The sequence below is a fragment of the Arthrobacter sp. 05T420 genome (assembly GCF_056396305.1).
Window position 1 is genome coordinate 166,041 of sequence record NZ_JBFTLG010000003.1, and the last position, 15,881, is coordinate 181,921.

Below are 15,881 nucleotides of genomic sequence, written 5' to 3' on the forward strand. Positions count from 1 at the left end.
TGTCGGCAGCCCGTGGTGACGGCACGCCGGTGCAACGTTCCCCCTCGCGCACCGCTCCCAGACGCGATGGGGTCAGGCTACAGCCCGGGTCGGCCGCACAACAGAGAGTAAGCTACCTGTTTTCTTGATACCGCAGCGGGACTGTTTCCGGGCATAAGAGACCGCGCCGGCATTCACGGACCCGGTTCTGCGTGCACTGGCGACGCTACCGGGGGCGCCGAGTCTGGGGCGTCGGCGGCAACTTCTCATTCCTGGCCGTTTCACCCTCCGCGTGGGTGAAGCCGGAACGAGGTTGGGTGAGGACAGAAAAAAACCCCTGGAATCCTTGGATTCCAGGGGTTTTCCCTTGTGCGCGGAGGGGGACTTGAACCCCCACCCCCTTTCGAGGACTAGCACCTCAAGCTAGCGCGTCTGCCATTCCGCCACCCGCGCAGGTGGTAATTCCGGGAACTTTTCGCCTCTCAGCGTTTTGCTTTTCTCGGAAGCAGCGAGAAAGACTCTAGCACGACTTTTCCGGAAACAAATAATCGGGGCTTTGCCGGGGGGTGTGGGTAGGCTGAAGCCAGCAATTGAGCCACCCGCCAAGAGGAGCCGCAATGACTGACAACCGGACCGAACCCAGGCCCGAGGACGAAGTCGTCAGGATCTGCCAAGAGCTGATCCGCATCGACACATCCAACTACGGTGACGGCTCCGGCCCCGGTGAACGCGCGGCCGCCGAATACACCGCCGGGCTCATGGCGGAAGTCGGGCTGGAGGCCGAAATCTTTGAGGCCGCCCCCGGCCGCGCCAGCGTGGTGACCCGGCTGGCAGGGGAGGACCCCTCGGCCAGCGCCCTGGTGGTCCACGGCCACTTGGACGTCGTCCCGGCCCTCCGCGAGCAGTGGTCGGTCGACCCCTTCGGCGCCGAGCTGAAAGACGGCCTGATCTGGGGACGGGGCGCCGTGGACATGAAGGACATGGACGCCATGATCCTGTCCGTGCTGCGCAACTTCGCCCGCACGGGACGCAAACCCAAGCGGGACCTCATCTTCGCGTTCTTCGCCGACGAGGAAGCCGGCGGCACTTACGGCGCCCGCTACGCCGTCGACAAGCGGCCCGAACTCTTTGAGGGAGCCACCGAAGCGATCTCCGAGGTCGGCGGCTTTTCCGCCACGATCGGCGGGCAGCGCACCTATCTGCTCCAAACCGCCGAAAAGGGCCTCTCCTGGCTCCGCCTTGTCGCCCACGGCCGCGCGGGCCACGGCTCCCAGATCAACACCGACAACGCGGTGACCAGGCTTGCCGGTGCGGTCTCCCGGATTGGCGCCTACAACTGGCCGATTGAGCTCACGCCGACCACCCGGCAGTTCCTCGACGGTGTCACCGAACTGACCGGGGTCGAATTCGATCCCGACGATCCGGACAAGATCCTGAAGGAACTCGGCACCGTGGCCCGCTTTGTCGGCGCCACACTGCAGAACACCACCAACCCCACCCTGCTCAAGGGCGGCTACAAGCACAACGTCATTCCGGAATCGGCCGAGGCACTCATCGACTGCCGGACCCTGCCGGGGCAGGAGGAGCAGGTCCTGGAGATCGTCCGGGAGCTCGCGGGCACCGGGGTGGACATCAGCTACGTGCACAATGATGTCTCCCTGGAGGTGCCCTTCGCCGGCAACCTCGTCGATTCGATGATCGATGCCCTGCATTCCGAGGACCCGGGCGCCAAGGTGTTGCCGTACACGCTGTCCGGTGGGACCGACAACAAGTCCCTCAGCCGGCTGGGCATCACCGGCTATGGCTTCGCCCCATTGATGCTTCCGGACGAACTCGACTTCACCGGCATGTTCCACGGCGTCGACGAACGCGTCCCGGCGGATTCCCTGAAATTCGGCGCGCGGGTGCTGGACACCCTGCTCACCAACTACTGAGCGGACACCCGGCCATGACGCCCGAAGACATTCTCACCGGGCCGCTGCTGGAACGGATCCGGGGCCGCGCCGCCGGGTACGACCGCGACAACTCCTTCTTCCATGAGGACCTTGCGGACCTTCAGGCGGCCGGCTACCTGAAGATCTTTGTCCCCGCGGTCGACGGCGGCCTCGGACTCGGGCTGACGGAGGCGGCACAGCTGCAGACCCTGCTGGCAACGGCGGCGCCAGCCACCGCACTGGCGGTCAACATGCACCTGGTGTGGACCGGCGTCGCGCACGTGCTGGCCGCCCGGGGTGACTCCTCTCTCGATTTCATCCTCCAGGAAGCCGCCCGGGGAGAGGTCTTTGCCTTCGGCAATTCGGAAGCCGGCAACGACTCCGTGCTGTTCGACTCACGCACTGAGGCCGTCCCGCTGCCCGACGGCAGCTACAGCTTCACCGGGCGCAAGATCTTCACAAGCCTGTCACCGGCATGGACCCGGCTGGGGATCTTCGGGAAGGACTCCTCGGCCCATGACGGCGCCGGGGAACTGGTCCACGGATTCATCACCCGGGCAACGCCCGGGTACACGATCCTGCCGGACTGGGACACGCTCGGCATGCGGGCCAGCCAGTCCAACACGACCCTCCTGGACGGCGCCGTCGTGCCGGCGGAACGGATCTTCCGGAAACTGCCGGTGGGCCCGAACGCCGACCCCCTGATCTTCGCGATCTTCGCCTGCTTCGAAACCCTGTTAGCCGCCGTGTATACGGGCATCGGCGAACGGGCCCTCGTGCTCGGGGTGGAGGCGGTGAAGCGCCGGACATCGTTCAAGAACGGCGGCCGCAGCTACGCCCAGGACCCTGACACCCGCTGGAAGGTGGCAGAGGCGGCGATGGCCATGGATGCGCTCTACCCGCAGCTGTCCCGCCTGGCGGCCGACGTCGACGAGCTCGTGGACCACGGCAGCCAATGGTTCCCCCGGCTCGTGGGCCTCAAGGTCCGGGCTACGGAAACGGCGCGCGCCGTGGTGGATCTCGCGATCCGGGTATCCGGAGGATCCAGCTACTTCCGTGGCTCTGAGCTGGAGCGGTTGTACCGGGATGTGCTGGCCGGCATATTTCACCCGTCAGATGACGAGTCGGCGCACAATACCGTGGCGAACGCCTGGCTGGGCCCGCTGGACACGCCCTAGCCGGCACCGGACGCGGCGGCGTACGGTGCCCCTTCCGGCCGATGCCCATGGCAACGTTTGCGGGGGAGTCCTAGACGGTGCGCTGGACCTGGATGACTTTCCGGCGCAACCAGAAGCGCCGCCCGCCGCCCACGTAGAGGCGGCTGCGTTCCAGTTCCCACTTGCCGTACTCGGAATGCTCCACGAGCCGGCGGCGGGCCTCGGGCAGGGAATCCTCAGGGCCGACCGTCAGAACGAGGTACTCGTACTGCTTGACATAGTCCCGTTCCCGCCGGACCGAGCTGCTCAGAAAATGTTCTTTCATTGCTCTCCATTTTCGTCTTTTTCCGACTAACGTGAAGTCATGAGCATCGATCCGCGTGTCGCGCTTCAGTCACTGACCTCTGCGTTGGAAGAACACCTGGCGGCGGCCTCCGCCCGCAGAAGTGACGGGGATCCCGCGGTCGAAGCGGCGTTCTTCGCCGTTGCTGACGCCTTTGAAGTCTACGACGACGCCCTGTACGAGGCGTATGGGGAAGTGACGCCGCTCCAAGTCATCGATGAGGACGACGACGACGACGATGACGATATCGACGACGAAGAGGACCTTGAAATCCTGCAGAACTCAGAGAGCTGACCACGGCTCTGGGAACTGACTGATCCCGGAAGTCCGGGGGCTCCGCAACCCGCCTTGCCCGGCCCCAGGCCGGCTATGGCCCCCTGCAGACCGACGCGTGACCTTACGTTGCGTTGCCCCTTCCTGCGCGGATATTTGAAGGCCTCCGGCAGACCGACTTCACCGGAACTCCCCAGCTTTCGGGAGTATTCTGTCGGCGTTGGTCCCCGGGGACGCCGAACGATCCCGGTCGGCTTCGGAGCGGTTGACAGTCGATCCATGTCCCGGGTTTGTCCGATGTCGGAGGTTTGTCGTTGCCTGCACCATGGCGCACTGTGAACCTGCCCGGGACCCGTGTTAGCGACGTCCCCTCGGTAAACCTCGCCGTTGCCTTGGTCCCCACGGACGGATCCTCTGCGGCCGGGAACCGTGTCCGGCGGAGACGGCCTGTCCGGTTCTTGGGGCGGCTGGCGCGGAGCATCATCAGGATCCCGCTGGCTCTGTCCCTTGCCGTCGTGATGTGGACGGTTGGAGTCGTTACCGGCTCCGTGATTTCAGGACCTCCTCCCGGGCTCGGGTCAGCCCTGTCCGTAAGCCCAGATCTGCTGTTGCGCGGCCAGTGGGGGCCGCTGTTGACCTCCTTCTTATTCCCCGGACCGCTCGCCTCGTACGTCCTGGCAACCGCCGTGATCCTGGGGTGCGTCGGCCTGGCGGAAGTCACCATGGGATGGGGCCGGACCGCCGTCGCGTTCGTGGGCGGGCACTTCGGCGCACTGCTCCTGTATTTTGCAGTGGTCTGGACCGGTGCGGCCATGGGCAGCGAATGGCTGGCCACGCTGCGTCACCCGGCGCCGCTGGGGCCCTACGCTGCGTCTCTGGCCGCTGTCATGGCAGCAAGCCCGCGGATCAGCGCTCTCTGGCGCCGGAGGATCCGGTCCGTGAGCATCTCCGTGACGGTGATGCTGCTGTTGTATATCGGGCATCCGCAGAACCTTGACAGCCTGCTCGGAGTCGCGTGCGGACTCGGCATCGGCGCCGTGATGGGCGGCCGGCACGGAGGCCGCCACTTTGTCCATTCCACAAGCCGGGAAGTCAGGGCGCTCCTGTCAATGGTGGTGGCGGTTTTTGCCGCAGGCCCGGTCCTGGCCAGCCTGGCGAAGGTGCCCACCGGGCCGCTGGCGGTCCTCAGGAACTTGGTTGTCAACCCCATCCCCACGATCAACGATTTGCAGGCGAACTGCTCAGCAGCCGTCGACCTTTCCTGCCTTCAGATCATTCAGAGCCCGGGATTACGCGGGCCTGGCGGCGAAGCCCTCTCGCTGGTTCCCCTGGTCCTGCTGCTGGTCTGCGCGGAAGGGCTCCGCCGGGGAAACCGGGCTGCCCTGTGGGTGGCCATGTCGGTCCAGTTGGTGATCGGTGTTCTCTCCGCCATTTACTTGCAGCTCTTCGCCCAGTTCGGAACCTCTCTGCGGAGTGGGTCACGGGTACTCTCCGTGGACTCGGGCATCGCGGAAGTTCTTCCGGTGGTTTTGGTGCCCCTGCTCATCGCGGCTGCCCTGTTTGGGGCCCGCAGACACTTCAACGTCGACGCCGATCCGGTTCTGGGCCGCCGCTCACTGCTCCTGCTGGCCAGTGTCTTCGCGGTGTTTGTCACTGGGTACGTGGTGGCGTGGTTCGCCGAGGACAACTACTACCACCGGGCCGGCCTGCTTGCCCTCTTGGCCACCCTGCCGAAGATGTTCCTGCCGTACCCGTTTTCCTTCCGGTACTCGGTGTCGGTATACCCGCATGGCGTGTGGTCGCCCCTGATCTTCAGCTACGGTGGCGCCGCGTTCTGGCTGATCTGCCTCATCAGCATCCTCGCCATGTTCGTCAGCCGCCACCTTCGGGACCTCCGGGCAGACAGCGGCATCTCCCTGGCCCGACGGCTGGTACGGCAGGGCGGCGGCTCGCTGTCCTGGATGGCCCTTTGGCCCAACAACCGGTACTGGTTCAACAGCGCGGAGACCGTGGGCATCGGCTACCAGATCCACTACAACGTGGCCCTGACGGTTGGCGGACCCTTCGGCGAACCCGAAGATTTCGAGAAGGCCATTGAGGAGTTCACCGCCTTCTGCGCCGAGCAGTCGCTCTCCCCGTGCTGGTACTCCGTCACCGATGAGCACTGGACCCTGTTGCGGGACCTTGGATTTAACCGCGTGAGGGTGGCCGAGGAGACCCTGCTGCCGCTAGGCAACGTCGAATTCAAGGGCAAGGAATGGCAGGGAGTCCGCACGGCCCTCAACAAGGCCCGAAAACTGTCCGTGGAGGCCCAGTGGTCCACCTACGCCGAGCTCACGGGAACGTTGCGAACCCAGGTCCACGAAATATCCGAAGAGTGGGTCTCGGAAAAGACCTTGCCGGAGTTGGGATTCACCCTGGGCGGCATCGAGGAACTCAAGGATGAGAACGTGCTGCTGTGCCTGGCTGTGGATTCGGCGGGAAAGGTTCACGGCGTGACCAGTTGGCTCCCGGTGTTCAAGAATGGTGACGTCACAGGGCGCACGCTCGATTTCATGCGGCGAAGCCCGGACGGCTTCAAAGGCGTGATGGAATTCCTTATTGCCTCCGCGGTTCTCCACTTAAACGGCACCATGGAGGAAATTTCCCTGTCCGGGTCTCCGCTGGCGCCGGTCCGTGACGGCGAGGCGGCGAGCGGACCGTCAGACGGCGCAGCGGTCGGCCGGTTCCTGGACTGGCTGGGCGCGGCCTTGGAACCCGTTTATGGATTCCGGTCCCTGGCCGCCTTCAAGCAGCGCTTCAACCCGCGCCGCCGGACGCTGTACATGGTGTACCACGACCCCTTGGCGCTACCGGTCATCGGACGTGCGCTCACCGAGGCCTACATGCCCACCATGTCCATCCGGCACACGGCCCGGCTGCTGCGCGGAGTCATCGGCTGAGCAAATGAAACCAGCGGCGTGAATCGAGGCGACGATAGGCGTGAACGGCTACCTCCCTGACCGCAGAGCCGTGATCCGTGCTGGAATCGCCGGACTGGCTTGGGTCGCCGCAGAGGCCGCATCGAGTGAGCGTTGGCTTCGCATACCCTTAGGCCCAGCACCCGCGGCATCGGCCCCGCGGGGCACGCCCGAACCGGAGGCTGGGTTTAACACGGTCGGGGAGAACCGGCTGCCCGGCACCCCGTGGAGGGATGTCGAATCGAATTGGTCGGCCACCCGCACGCTGGAAGGGTTCCTGGGGCAGCATGCATCCACCGCGCGGCGGCGCATCGTGGACGTCTATGTCAACTCCACTCTGCGCAGTATCCGGATCAAGGCCTATCGGATCGGGCACTATGCCGGGGCGGGCCAGCGCCTGGTGTGGGCGTCCGCACCAGTGCCGGTCTGGCGGCAGCAGCCCACCACCTTTGACCGGGTGACAGGGATGGTCTCCTGCGATTGGCGCGTAACGACGTCGATCAACACGACCGGATGGCCCGAGGGGTTGTACTACCTGGTGCTGACCGGCGGTTCCGGGCGGGACCACATGATCCCGCTCGTCGTTGAGTCGACGTCCGTGGTGGGTAAGTCTGTGCTGGTTTTTAACGACTGCACCATGCAGGCGTACAACAAATGGGGCGGGTATTCGCTCTACACAGGACCGAATCATGGATCGGCTGACCGGTCCTACAAAGTCTCCTTTGACCGGCCGTATCTGAACTTCCAAGAGGTTGGGCGTCATGATGCTCCGCTGATCCGGGCCGCGGAGGCTATCGAAGATACCGAGATCAACTTCGTGTACACCACCGAGGCGAGGATCAGCGCAGACCCGGGCCTCGTGCGCGGCGCCGCAGCCGTGATTTTCTCAGCCCATTCGGAATATTGGTCGCCGGAACTCCGCCGTAACGTCGAGGGCGCCAGGGACACGGGCAGCAACATTGTCTTTTTCGGCGCGAACAACGTCTATTGGCGTACTCGGCTCGAGGCTTCCTACACAGGGGAGGACCGCGTCCTGGTCTGCTACCGCAAGGCTCGGCTGGATCCTGACCGCCTGAGCCACCCCGATGCCACGACCACGCAGTGGCGCCAGGAGCCCGACCCCGACCCGGAATCGACACTGACGGGCTCGGTTTACGGCAACCTCGACGTCACGGGAATGTTCACCGTGACAGATCCCGGGTTCTTCGCCTTCGCTGGCACCGGTGCTGCCCGGGGCGACACCTACGCAGGTCTTACTGGCGGTGAAATTGACCGGCTTTACCCGACGGCAAAGCAGCCTGCATTTGCCCACGCCAGAAACCTCCTGATCTTTGCCCATTCCCCGGCAGCCGGGGCGCATGCCTCCCACGACTGGTCAGATTCGACCTTCTATACGGCCGGGTCCGGCGCGGGTGTGCTGGACATGGGCACCCTTAACTGGCTCCAGGCCCAGACTGATGAAGCTGTCCCGGCCCGCTCCCGGACCTTCGCCTTCCAGGTCACACAGAATATTATCCGCGCAGCGGCGCGCGGGCCTCTCGGCCACCGTCCCATGGCCGTCTCGGGGTCCGCACGCAGTCTCAGCCGGTGACAGCGGCCGACGATACCAGGGGATACGCGGCTTGGCTGGCAACGCCGAGGCGGGTCATGAGCCAGTCCATGTTGTTCTCCACGCCGTATCTCCAGGCCGGCCACGCGTGCCCGCCGGGTGCATCCTGGAGTTGGACGTTGATACCTGCCTGCCTCATGCCCTGGTAGACCTGGTTTCCCTGGGGGCGGTAGAACTGATCGTCGGTGCCGACGGTGATGATGCCGGCGGTGAACGGATATTTCCGGGACTTGATGACATCGAGGGCGTTCTGCTTCTGGAACTCAGCGGCGCTGCCACCGAAGTACTGCTGCAGGAGAACCTGGTGCCCCTGCCTGATGGTCGGCTGGCTTTCGCCCGAGCTGTCGATGAAAGTGGGGTAGGCCCGGGGGTAATTCATGGCCAGCTGCATGGCGCACGTCCCGCCGTAGGAGAAACCTCCGACGGCCCACTGGCTGCTGGAGTGGGTGCCTGCCCCGAAGGTCGCTTTGACCCAGTTGGGGACGTCCTGGCTCAGGTATGTTCCGGCCTGCCCCTGCCTGGTGTTCATGCAGAGAGGCGGGTAACTGGCCCACTTCCCGCCGGCGTCGGGCATCACAACCACCGGCGCCAGGCCCTTGTGTGAGGCTGCATAGTCGTCCATGAACTGCCCGATCCGGCCGTTGCGGATCCAGTCGCTGGTCCCGCCCGGGACGCCGTGAATGAGCACCAGGACCGGAAGATTGGCCCGCGGCGTGGCGAGGTATGCCGGGGGCAGGTACACGAAGGCGGCCGAGGAGGCCTGATGGGAGATGGGCGCAGGGATGAATGCACTGACCACCATCCCCTGGTTCGGCATGCCCTCCGGCGGGGTCCAGTTCGCGAGAGTGGTGGGGGAGTCGCTCCGCTTTGTCTTTGGTACAGGGTCGCGGCCTTCCTGGCTTTTGAACTGCTCCAGGCTTTCCATTTTGACGCCGGTGTCCCCAAAGACTGAGCCCAGGGTGGGGTAGTAGTCGAAGTTCTGGTTGATCAGCGACCCCGAGGCCAGGACGACGACGAGAGCGGCAGGCACCACGGCGATGCGCGCCGGCACCGGGCGCAGATCTAGGATCTTGGGCACGACCAGGAGCAGGGCCAGGATGCCGACGCCGGCATAGGCGTAGACGCGTTTCGGCAGCGGGGAACCCCATAGGTTCCACACCTGCTCCGAAAACAGCCACACCAGGATGCACAGAAGGCCGGCGACCACTGCCGCGGCCGGAACCCAGCGGGACAGATGCCGGCGGCGCCCCCAAACGAGCCAGGCGAGGGCCGCCGCCGCCAAGACATAGAGAACCCCAGGCACGACGCCGGTGGTAATCGCGAGGTTCTGAAGGTTCATGGGCCAAGAATAAGGGAGCAAGCCGTGAATAAGCCCGGAAAAGCCCGAACGCTACCCCGGCCTCAGGCCGGGTCGGACACGTCTTCGAGCGCCTGCGCGATCTCCGGCGGGAGCGGCGCGAGGGCCGAATCCAGGATCTCCTTGAGCTGAACCGGTGTCCGGGGCCCGACCACCGCGGTTGCCACCCCCTGCTGGGACAGGAGCCAGCTCAGCGACACATCCAGGGGCGTCCGGCCGAGCCCCTTCGCCGCCATGGCGACGGCCTCCACCACGCTTGACGCCGGCCCCTCAAGATACGGTTCCACGTACGTGGCGAGCCGCTGGTTGGCGGCGCGGGAATCCCCGGGGATGTGCCCGCGGTATTTTCCGCTCAGGACTCCGCGGCCGATCGGACCCCAGGCCATCAGGCCCAGCCCCGCGTCCTCGATGGCCGGAATCAGCTCAATCTCCGCGCTGCGCTGCAGGAGCGAGTATTCGGACTGGTTGGCCACGAGGGGAAAGCCCGCTATGGCCGCGGCTTTGGCTGTCTGCCAGCCGTTGAAATTGGAGACACCGGCGTAACGCGCCCGGCCGGACCGCACGGCGTGGTCCAGCGCTGACAGGGTCTCCTCCAGCGGCACATTCGCATCCCAGGCGTGGGCGAACCAGAGATCCACGTAGTCGGTTCCCAGGCGGGCAAGGCTCGCGTCAAGCCCGGAGAGCATGCCATTGCGCGACGTGTCGACGCTGCGCCGCCCGTCCGCCGTCGTCAGTCCGGCCTTAGTGGAAATCACCACTTCGGAACGGGCCACGACGTCGCCCAGCATTCCGCCGAGCATCGCCTCGGCCTGACCGTCGGCGTACGACGCCGCAGTGTCGATCAGGGTTCCGCCGGCATCGACGAAGGACCGCACAAGGGCGGCGGCATCCTGTTCCTCGGTTTCCCGGGCCCAGGACATGGTGCCAAGGGATAGGGCGGACACGCGCAACCCACTGTTGCCGACATAACGCTGCTGCATGCCAGCAAGCTTACGGGAGTCGCCGTGCTTCATAACGTAGGGTCTATAAACGTGAACTGGATACAAGCGGCTCTGCTGGGCCTAGTACAAGGGCTGACCGAGTTCCTCCCGATTTCCTCGAGCGCCCATCTGCGGATTGTCGGCTCCTTCCTGCCGGAGGCGTCAGACCCCGGTGCGGCTTTTACGGCTATCACCCAACTGGGCACCGAGACGGCCGTGATTGTCTACTTCTGGCGCGACATCCTGCGGATCATCCGCGCGTGGTCTGGTTCGCTGAGCGGCAAAGTGTCCCGGCAGGACCCGGATGCGCGCATGGGTTGGTTGGTTATCCTGGGCAGCGTTCCGATCATCGTCCTTGGCCTGCTGTTCCAGGACCAGATCGAGTCCGTGCTCCGTAGCCTGTGGGGTGTCGCGACCATGCTGATCGTGTTCGGTATGGTCCTCGCGGTGGCAGACACCGTCGGCCGGCAGGACCGGGAACTGACGCAGCTGACCTACAAGCACGGCCTTTACTACGGACTGGCGCAGGCCCTGGCCCTCTTCCCCGGGGTGTCCCGCTCCGGCGGCACCATCAGCGCCGGACTCCTGATGGGCTACACCCGTGAGGCGGCTGCCCGCTACTCGTTCCTGCTGGCCATCCCTGCCGTGTTCGGCAGTGGCCTGTACCAGCTGTACAAAGTGGTCTCCAAGGAAGGCATCACCGGCCCCTACGGGCTCCCGGAAACGGCCCTGGCCACTGTGATCGCCTTCATTGTGGGCTATGTCATCATCGGCTGGTTCCTGAGGTACGTCTCTACCCGCGGCTACCGGCTCTTTGTCTGGTACCGGATCCTCCTGGGAATGTCCCTGTTCCTGCTGCTCGGTTTCAATGTCATCAGCGCCTAGCACTAGGCTTGGACTGTGAAATCCTGGATCTCCCGTCCCGTTGCCCAGCTCCCCGGCAGCATGCCCGCCCTGCGCCTTTTCGACACCGCCGAGGGCGGCATCGTCACCCTTGAGGCCACGGGCGAGCAGTCCATGTATGTCTGTGGCATCACCCCCTATGACGCCACGCATATGGGCCACGCGGCCAGCTATGTCGCCTTCGACCTCCTGAACCGCGCGTGGCGGGACGGCCGCCAGCAAGTCGCCTACGTCCAAAACGTGACCGACGTCGACGATCCCCTCCTGGAGCGCGCAACGGCCACCGGCGTCGACTGGCGCGAACTCGCGGCGAGCCAGATCGAGCTCTTCCAGACCGATATGGAGGCCCTGAACGTCCTCGCCCCGGATCATTACATCGGTGCCGTCGAGGCCGTCCCCCTGATCGTTCCAGCCATCGAGCGCCTCCTGCACAACGGACTCGCGTACCGCGTCCGCGGCACCGGCGGCGAGCCCGACGGCGACGTCTACTACGACGTCGAGGCGGCCGGCAAGCACTCGACCGACGCCGTCGACGCCTGGACCCTCGGGTCCATTTCCGGACTCTCCGACGCCGAAATGCTGGAACTCTTCGCCGAACGCGGCGGCGATCCCGGCCGTGCCGGGAAGCGCCAGGCCCTCGATCCGTTGCTCTGGCGGGTTGCCCGCGAGGGCGAGCCCAGTTGGCCCGGCGGCGAACTGGGGGAGGGACGGCCCGGCTGGCACATCGAATGCACCGTGATCGCCCAGGAGTACCTGCCCAAACCGTTCACCGTCCAAGGCGGCGGCTCGGACCTCATCTTCCCGCACCACGAAATGGGCGCTGGCCACGCGTACTCACTGGCCGGCGTGCCGCTGGCCCGCCACTTCGCGCACGCCGGGATGGTGGGCCTCGACGGGGAGAAGATGAGCAAGTCCAAGGGCAACCTGGTCCTGGTCTCCAAGCTCCGCGCCGACGGCGAAGAGCCGGCCGCGATCCGCCTGGCGATCCTGGCCCACCACTACCGCACGGACTGGTCCTGGACCGCCGAAGGGTTCACCGAAGCCAAAGACCGGCTTCGCACATGGCGCGAAGCCCTCACCGCGGCTCCCGACGGGTCCGCAGCGGCCCTGATCGGCCAGCTGCGGACTGAGCTCGCCAATGACCTCAACGCGCCCGGCGCGCTTGCCGCCGTGGACGCCTGGGCCAAGTCCGCCCTGAGAATCGCACTGGAAACCCCTGGGACCGCCTCGGCCACGGACGCCGCGCTGGTCAGCGACGCCGTCAACGCCCTGCTGGGCGTCGAACTCTAGCCGTCCACGCGCAGCAAAACCTGCTGCTAGGGCTTGTCCTTGCCCCGGCGCTTGAGGTAGCGCTCGAATTCGCGGGCGATCGATTCTCCGCTGGCCTCAGGGAGGTCCGCGGTGTCCTTGGCCTCTTCCAGCTGGCGGACATACGCCGCAATTTCGGGGTCCTCGGTGGCGAGCTCGTCCACGCCGCGCTCCCACGCGTCGGCCTCCTCCACCAGTTCCGTGGTGTCCAGGGGGACTTGCAGCAACTCCTCGATCCGGTGCAGCAGGGCCAGCTGCGCCTTCGGTGAAGGGGCCTGGGCGACATAATGCGGCACGGCCGCCCAGAGCGAGATCGTCGGGAGGCCGGCCAGCAATGCCACCTCGCCGAGCACGCCCACAATCCCCACCGGACCCTCGTACTGCGAGGCCTCCAGGTCCATCCGTTCACGCAGTGCGGCGTCGTCCGTGGACGTGCTGACCGGAATCGGCCGGCTGTGCGGCACGTCGGCCAGCAGGGCACCGACCAGTATGACGTAGTCAACATGCAGGGCCTCGGCGTGCACCAGCAGCTCCGCCGTGTAGGCACGCCACTTGTAGGACGGCTCGGTGCCTTGGACGAAGATGACGTCCACGTTCGACTCGGGGACGCTGGCCTTGAAGATCCGCGTAGAGGGCCACTTGATCTTCCGCTCACCGGCCGCCGTCCGCCGGATCGTGGGCCGGGTGAACTGGAAGTCGTAGTACTCGTCGGCGTCGATTGCCGCTACCTTCTTGCCGCCCCAGAGCTTGTTCAGATAGCGCAGGGCATCGCTGGCGGCCTCCCCGGCGTCGTTCCAGCCTTCAAAGGCCGCCAGCATGACGGTGATGCTCCGGCCCTCGGGGACGGGTTGCAGCAGCCGCTCCGGCTCGGAGACGGCGCCTGGTTCGGTGGGGTCTGCCTCGAAGCTGTTCATGCCATCACCCTACGTCCAAGACCCCGCCCGGCGCAGGCAATCGGGCGCTGCGCGTTCCCCATTTCCGCCCAACTTCCGCAAGGAATCCCACGGCCGGGCGGGCCGAATTCGCCGTAGGCGTAGCGCGGGCGCCCCGCCGCGGGCTTCCCCGTAGACTGGAAGGCATGCGATCCTCAGCTTCCCGGCCCCTCCTTAAAGCAGCGCTCTGGGACATGGATGGCACCATTGTCGACACCGAGCCCTACTGGATCGAAGCCGAGCGCGCCCTCGTAGAAGCCCACGGCGGACAATGGTCCCAGGCCCAGGCGTTGCAGTTGGTGGGACAGGCCCTGACGTTTTCCGCGGGCATCCTGCAGGAAGCCGGCGTGGCGATGGAACGGCGCGACATCATCGACACCCTCACTGCCCATGTGATCAGCCAGGTCCGGAACTCCGTTCCTTGGCGCCCCGGTGCCCGCGAACTGCTCGATGAGCTATACAGGGCCGGTGTTCGCTGCGCCCTTGTCACCATGTCCGAGGCCCCGCTGGCGCGGGAGATCGTTGCGAGCCTGCCGGAGCCCTACTTCGAGTTCCTCGTCACAGGGGACACCGTCACGCAAGGGAAGCCGCACCCGGAGGCCTACCTGACGGCCGTTGAGCTCCTGCAACAGCAGGACCCGGAACTTGGCCTGCACCACTGCGTGGCCTTGGAAGATTCCGTGCCGGGGGTCGCCGCCGCGGTCGCCTCCGGCGTCGTCACGGTCGCCATCCCGCACATCCTGCCCCTCCCGCACGATCCCCGCCGCGCCACCTGGGACACCCTCGAAGGCCGCACAGTTGCGGACCTGGAAGATCTCGTGGCCCTCCGGCATGAATTCCCGGACGCCACGTTCGGGCGCGCGGCGGAGCCAACCGCCCTCTCGGCCGGGAGTCTTCCCCGTGGCTGACACCGGCAGCCAGGACCAGCCCGGCAAGAGGGCGGCCAGCCGCCGGGAGGGGATCCCGCTGGGCCGCATTGCCGGCATCCCGGTCTTTCTGGCGTACTCCTGGTTCATCATCGCGGCCTTCACTGTGATCGCGTACGGCCCGGTCCTGCAGAGCAACAACCCGCGCCTCGGCGTCACCGCCTTCTTCGTCGCCTTCGCCTACGCGCTGCTGCTCCTGATTTCCGTGCTGGCACATGAACTCGCGCACGCGCTGACCGCCAAGCTGTTCCACTGGCCCACAGAGAAAATTGTCCTCAACCTCTGGGGCGGCCACACCCAGTTTGAGAGTTTCACTGCCTCACCTGGCCGCTCCGTCCTGGTAGCAATGGCAGGCCCGGCGGCGAACTTCGTCCTGGCCGGCGCAGGCTGGCTCCCGCTCGCGTACGGGGACCTGAGCGGCGTGGCCGATATCCTGGCCAACATCTTTGTGTGGGCCAACCTGCTGATCGGCATCTTCAACGTGCTTCCCGGCCTCCCGCTGGACGGCGGCCGACTGGTCGAGTCGGCCGTCTGGAAAGTAACCGGCAGCCAGGAAAAGGGCACCATCGCCGCCGGCTGGGCGGGCCGGATCATCGTGATCGGCCTGGCCCTGTGGTTCATTGTCCTGCCCCTGATCAGCGGCGCACGACCGGATATTTCCTTCACCCTCATCACCGCCCTCGTGGGCAGTTTCCTGTGGATGGGCGCATCGGCGTCGATCCAGCAGGCCCGCCTGCGGGGCCGGCTGTACCTTGTCGACGCCGCGGCCCTCGCCGAACCCGCCGTTGGACTTCCGGAAACCGCTACTGTTGCCGACTTCCAGGACCTGGCGCCGGCAGGAAGGCCCACCGTGGTGCTGTGCGACCGGGATGGCCGGCCCGTGGGCATCGTCGACGCCGCAGCCGCCGCCACCGTGCCCGCCGCCCTGGCCGCAGCGACCACCCTGACCGCGGTCTCGTACCCCCTTGGCGCCGGCGCCTATGTCCCCGAATGGTCCAAGGGCCAGGAGCTGGTCCAGTACTTGGCCCAGCTCGAAGGCAAGGAGTACGCGGTGGTGGACCGCGAGGGCGCGGTCACCGGTCTGTTGCGCCAGTCCGCCGTCCTGCGTGCCATTACAGGCAAGTACCGGAACGAACGCCAGAACCAGGGGCAGAACCGGTAGAGTTACTGGGCGGTCGTGATTTTCCGGCCCCCCACGCGCAAGGACCGGTGCCCGCCGG

Annotated in this window: 13 protein-coding genes and 1 tRNA gene; 9 read left to right on the plus strand and 5 right to left on the minus strand. The window is 66.1% G+C overall.

All coding sequences use genetic code 11. The features are described from left to right. Nucleotides 1–349 precede the first annotated feature (349 nt). Nucleotides 350–432 (minus strand) — tRNA-Leu (locus AC1DEM_RS04750). A gap of 164 nt (nt 433–596) precedes the next feature. Here AC1DEM_RS04750 and AC1DEM_RS04755 point away from each other — a divergent pair. Further along, nucleotides 597–1,913 (plus strand): M20/M25/M40 family metallo-hydrolase, encoded by a 1,317-nt coding sequence (locus AC1DEM_RS04755; protein ID WP_441408647.1) that lies wholly within the window; start codon nt 597–599, stop codon nt 1,911–1,913. Between the two features lie 14 nt (nt 1,914–1,927). Next, on the plus strand, nt 1,928–3,091 hold the full coding sequence (locus tag AC1DEM_RS04760) for an acyl-CoA dehydrogenase family protein (protein ID WP_476883364.1): 1,164 nt from the start codon (nt 1,928–1,930) through the stop codon (nt 3,089–3,091). 70 nt (nt 3,092–3,161) lie between these two features. On the opposite strand, the gene AC1DEM_RS04765 is transcribed toward AC1DEM_RS04760, so the two are convergent. Beyond that, nucleotides 3,162–3,395: a DUF5703 family protein gene (locus AC1DEM_RS04765; protein WP_018772920.1), complete on the minus strand. Its 234-nt coding sequence runs from the start codon at nt 3,393–3,395 to the stop codon at nt 3,162–3,164. Between the two features lie 39 nt (nt 3,396–3,434). On the opposite strand from AC1DEM_RS04765, the gene AC1DEM_RS04770 reads away from it, so the two are divergent. The 3 genes from AC1DEM_RS04770 to AC1DEM_RS04780 all read left to right on the plus strand — a co-directional run bounded on the left by AC1DEM_RS04770 (nt 3,435) and on the right by AC1DEM_RS04780 (nt 8,237). Further along, nucleotides 3,435–3,707 (plus strand): hypothetical protein, encoded by a 273-nt coding sequence (locus AC1DEM_RS04770; RefSeq protein WP_476883365.1) that lies wholly within the window; start codon nt 3,435–3,437, stop codon nt 3,705–3,707. A 611-nt stretch (nt 3,708–4,318) separates the two neighbouring features. Further along, entirely contained in the window at nt 4,319–6,628 is a 2,310-nt protein-coding gene (locus tag AC1DEM_RS04775; RefSeq protein ID WP_476883366.1) for a bifunctional lysylphosphatidylglycerol flippase/synthetase MprF, read from the plus strand. Between the two features lie 331 nt (nt 6,629–6,959). Then, on the plus strand, nt 6,960–8,237 hold the full coding sequence (locus tag AC1DEM_RS04780) for a N,N-dimethylformamidase beta subunit family domain-containing protein (protein WP_476883367.1): 1,278 nt from the start codon (nt 6,960–6,962) through the stop codon (nt 8,235–8,237). Here the strand turns inward: AC1DEM_RS04780 and AC1DEM_RS04785 are convergent. Together AC1DEM_RS04785 and AC1DEM_RS04790 are read right to left on the minus strand one after the other, a co-directional pair. Then, nucleotides 8,227–9,594 carry an alpha/beta hydrolase gene (locus AC1DEM_RS04785; RefSeq protein ID WP_476883368.1) on the minus strand — a complete coding sequence of 456 codons (1,368 nt, stop codon included), beginning with the start codon at nt 9,592–9,594 and terminating at the stop codon, nt 8,227–8,229. The genes AC1DEM_RS04780 and AC1DEM_RS04785 overlap by 11 nt on opposite strands. A 62-nt stretch (nt 9,595–9,656) precedes the next feature. Next, nucleotides 9,657–10,592 carry an aldo/keto reductase gene (locus AC1DEM_RS04790; protein ID WP_277526973.1) on the minus strand — a complete coding sequence of 312 codons (936 nt, stop codon included), beginning with the start codon at nt 10,590–10,592 and terminating at the stop codon, nt 9,657–9,659. Between the two features lie 51 nt (nt 10,593–10,643). Here AC1DEM_RS04790 and AC1DEM_RS04795 point away from each other — a divergent pair, with 51 nt between their 5' ends. Both AC1DEM_RS04795 and mshC read left to right on the plus strand, forming a co-directional pair. After that, nucleotides 10,644–11,477 carry an undecaprenyl-diphosphate phosphatase gene (locus AC1DEM_RS04795; RefSeq protein WP_476883369.1) on the plus strand — a complete coding sequence of 278 codons (834 nt, stop codon included), beginning with the start codon at nt 10,644–10,646 and terminating at the stop codon, nt 11,475–11,477. Between the two features lie 15 nt (nt 11,478–11,492). Further along, nucleotides 11,493–12,785 (plus strand): cysteine--1-D-myo-inosityl 2-amino-2-deoxy-alpha-D-glucopyranoside ligase, encoded by a 1,293-nt coding sequence (gene mshC / locus AC1DEM_RS04800; RefSeq protein ID WP_476883370.1) that lies wholly within the window; start codon nt 11,493–11,495, stop codon nt 12,783–12,785. A gap of 26 nt (nt 12,786–12,811) precedes the next feature. Here the strand turns inward: mshC and AC1DEM_RS04805 are convergent, their stop codons facing one another. After that, complete coding sequence (locus AC1DEM_RS04805; RefSeq protein WP_476883371.1) at nt 12,812–13,717, minus strand: PAC2 family protein; 906 nt, start codon at nt 13,715–13,717, stop codon at nt 12,812–12,814. A 164-nt stretch (nt 13,718–13,881) separates the two neighbouring features. Between AC1DEM_RS04805 and AC1DEM_RS04810 the strand changes: the two genes are divergently transcribed. Beyond that, nucleotides 13,882–14,643: an HAD family hydrolase gene (locus AC1DEM_RS04810; protein ID WP_476883372.1), complete on the plus strand. Its 762-nt coding sequence runs from the start codon at nt 13,882–13,884 to the stop codon at nt 14,641–14,643. Further along, on the plus strand, nt 14,636–15,823 hold the full coding sequence (locus AC1DEM_RS04815; RefSeq protein WP_476883373.1) for a site-2 protease family protein: 1,188 nt from the start codon (nt 14,636–14,638) through the stop codon (nt 15,821–15,823). The genes AC1DEM_RS04810 and AC1DEM_RS04815 overlap by 8 nt, the downstream gene beginning before the upstream one ends. Nucleotides 15,824–15,881: the final 58 nt, after the last annotated feature.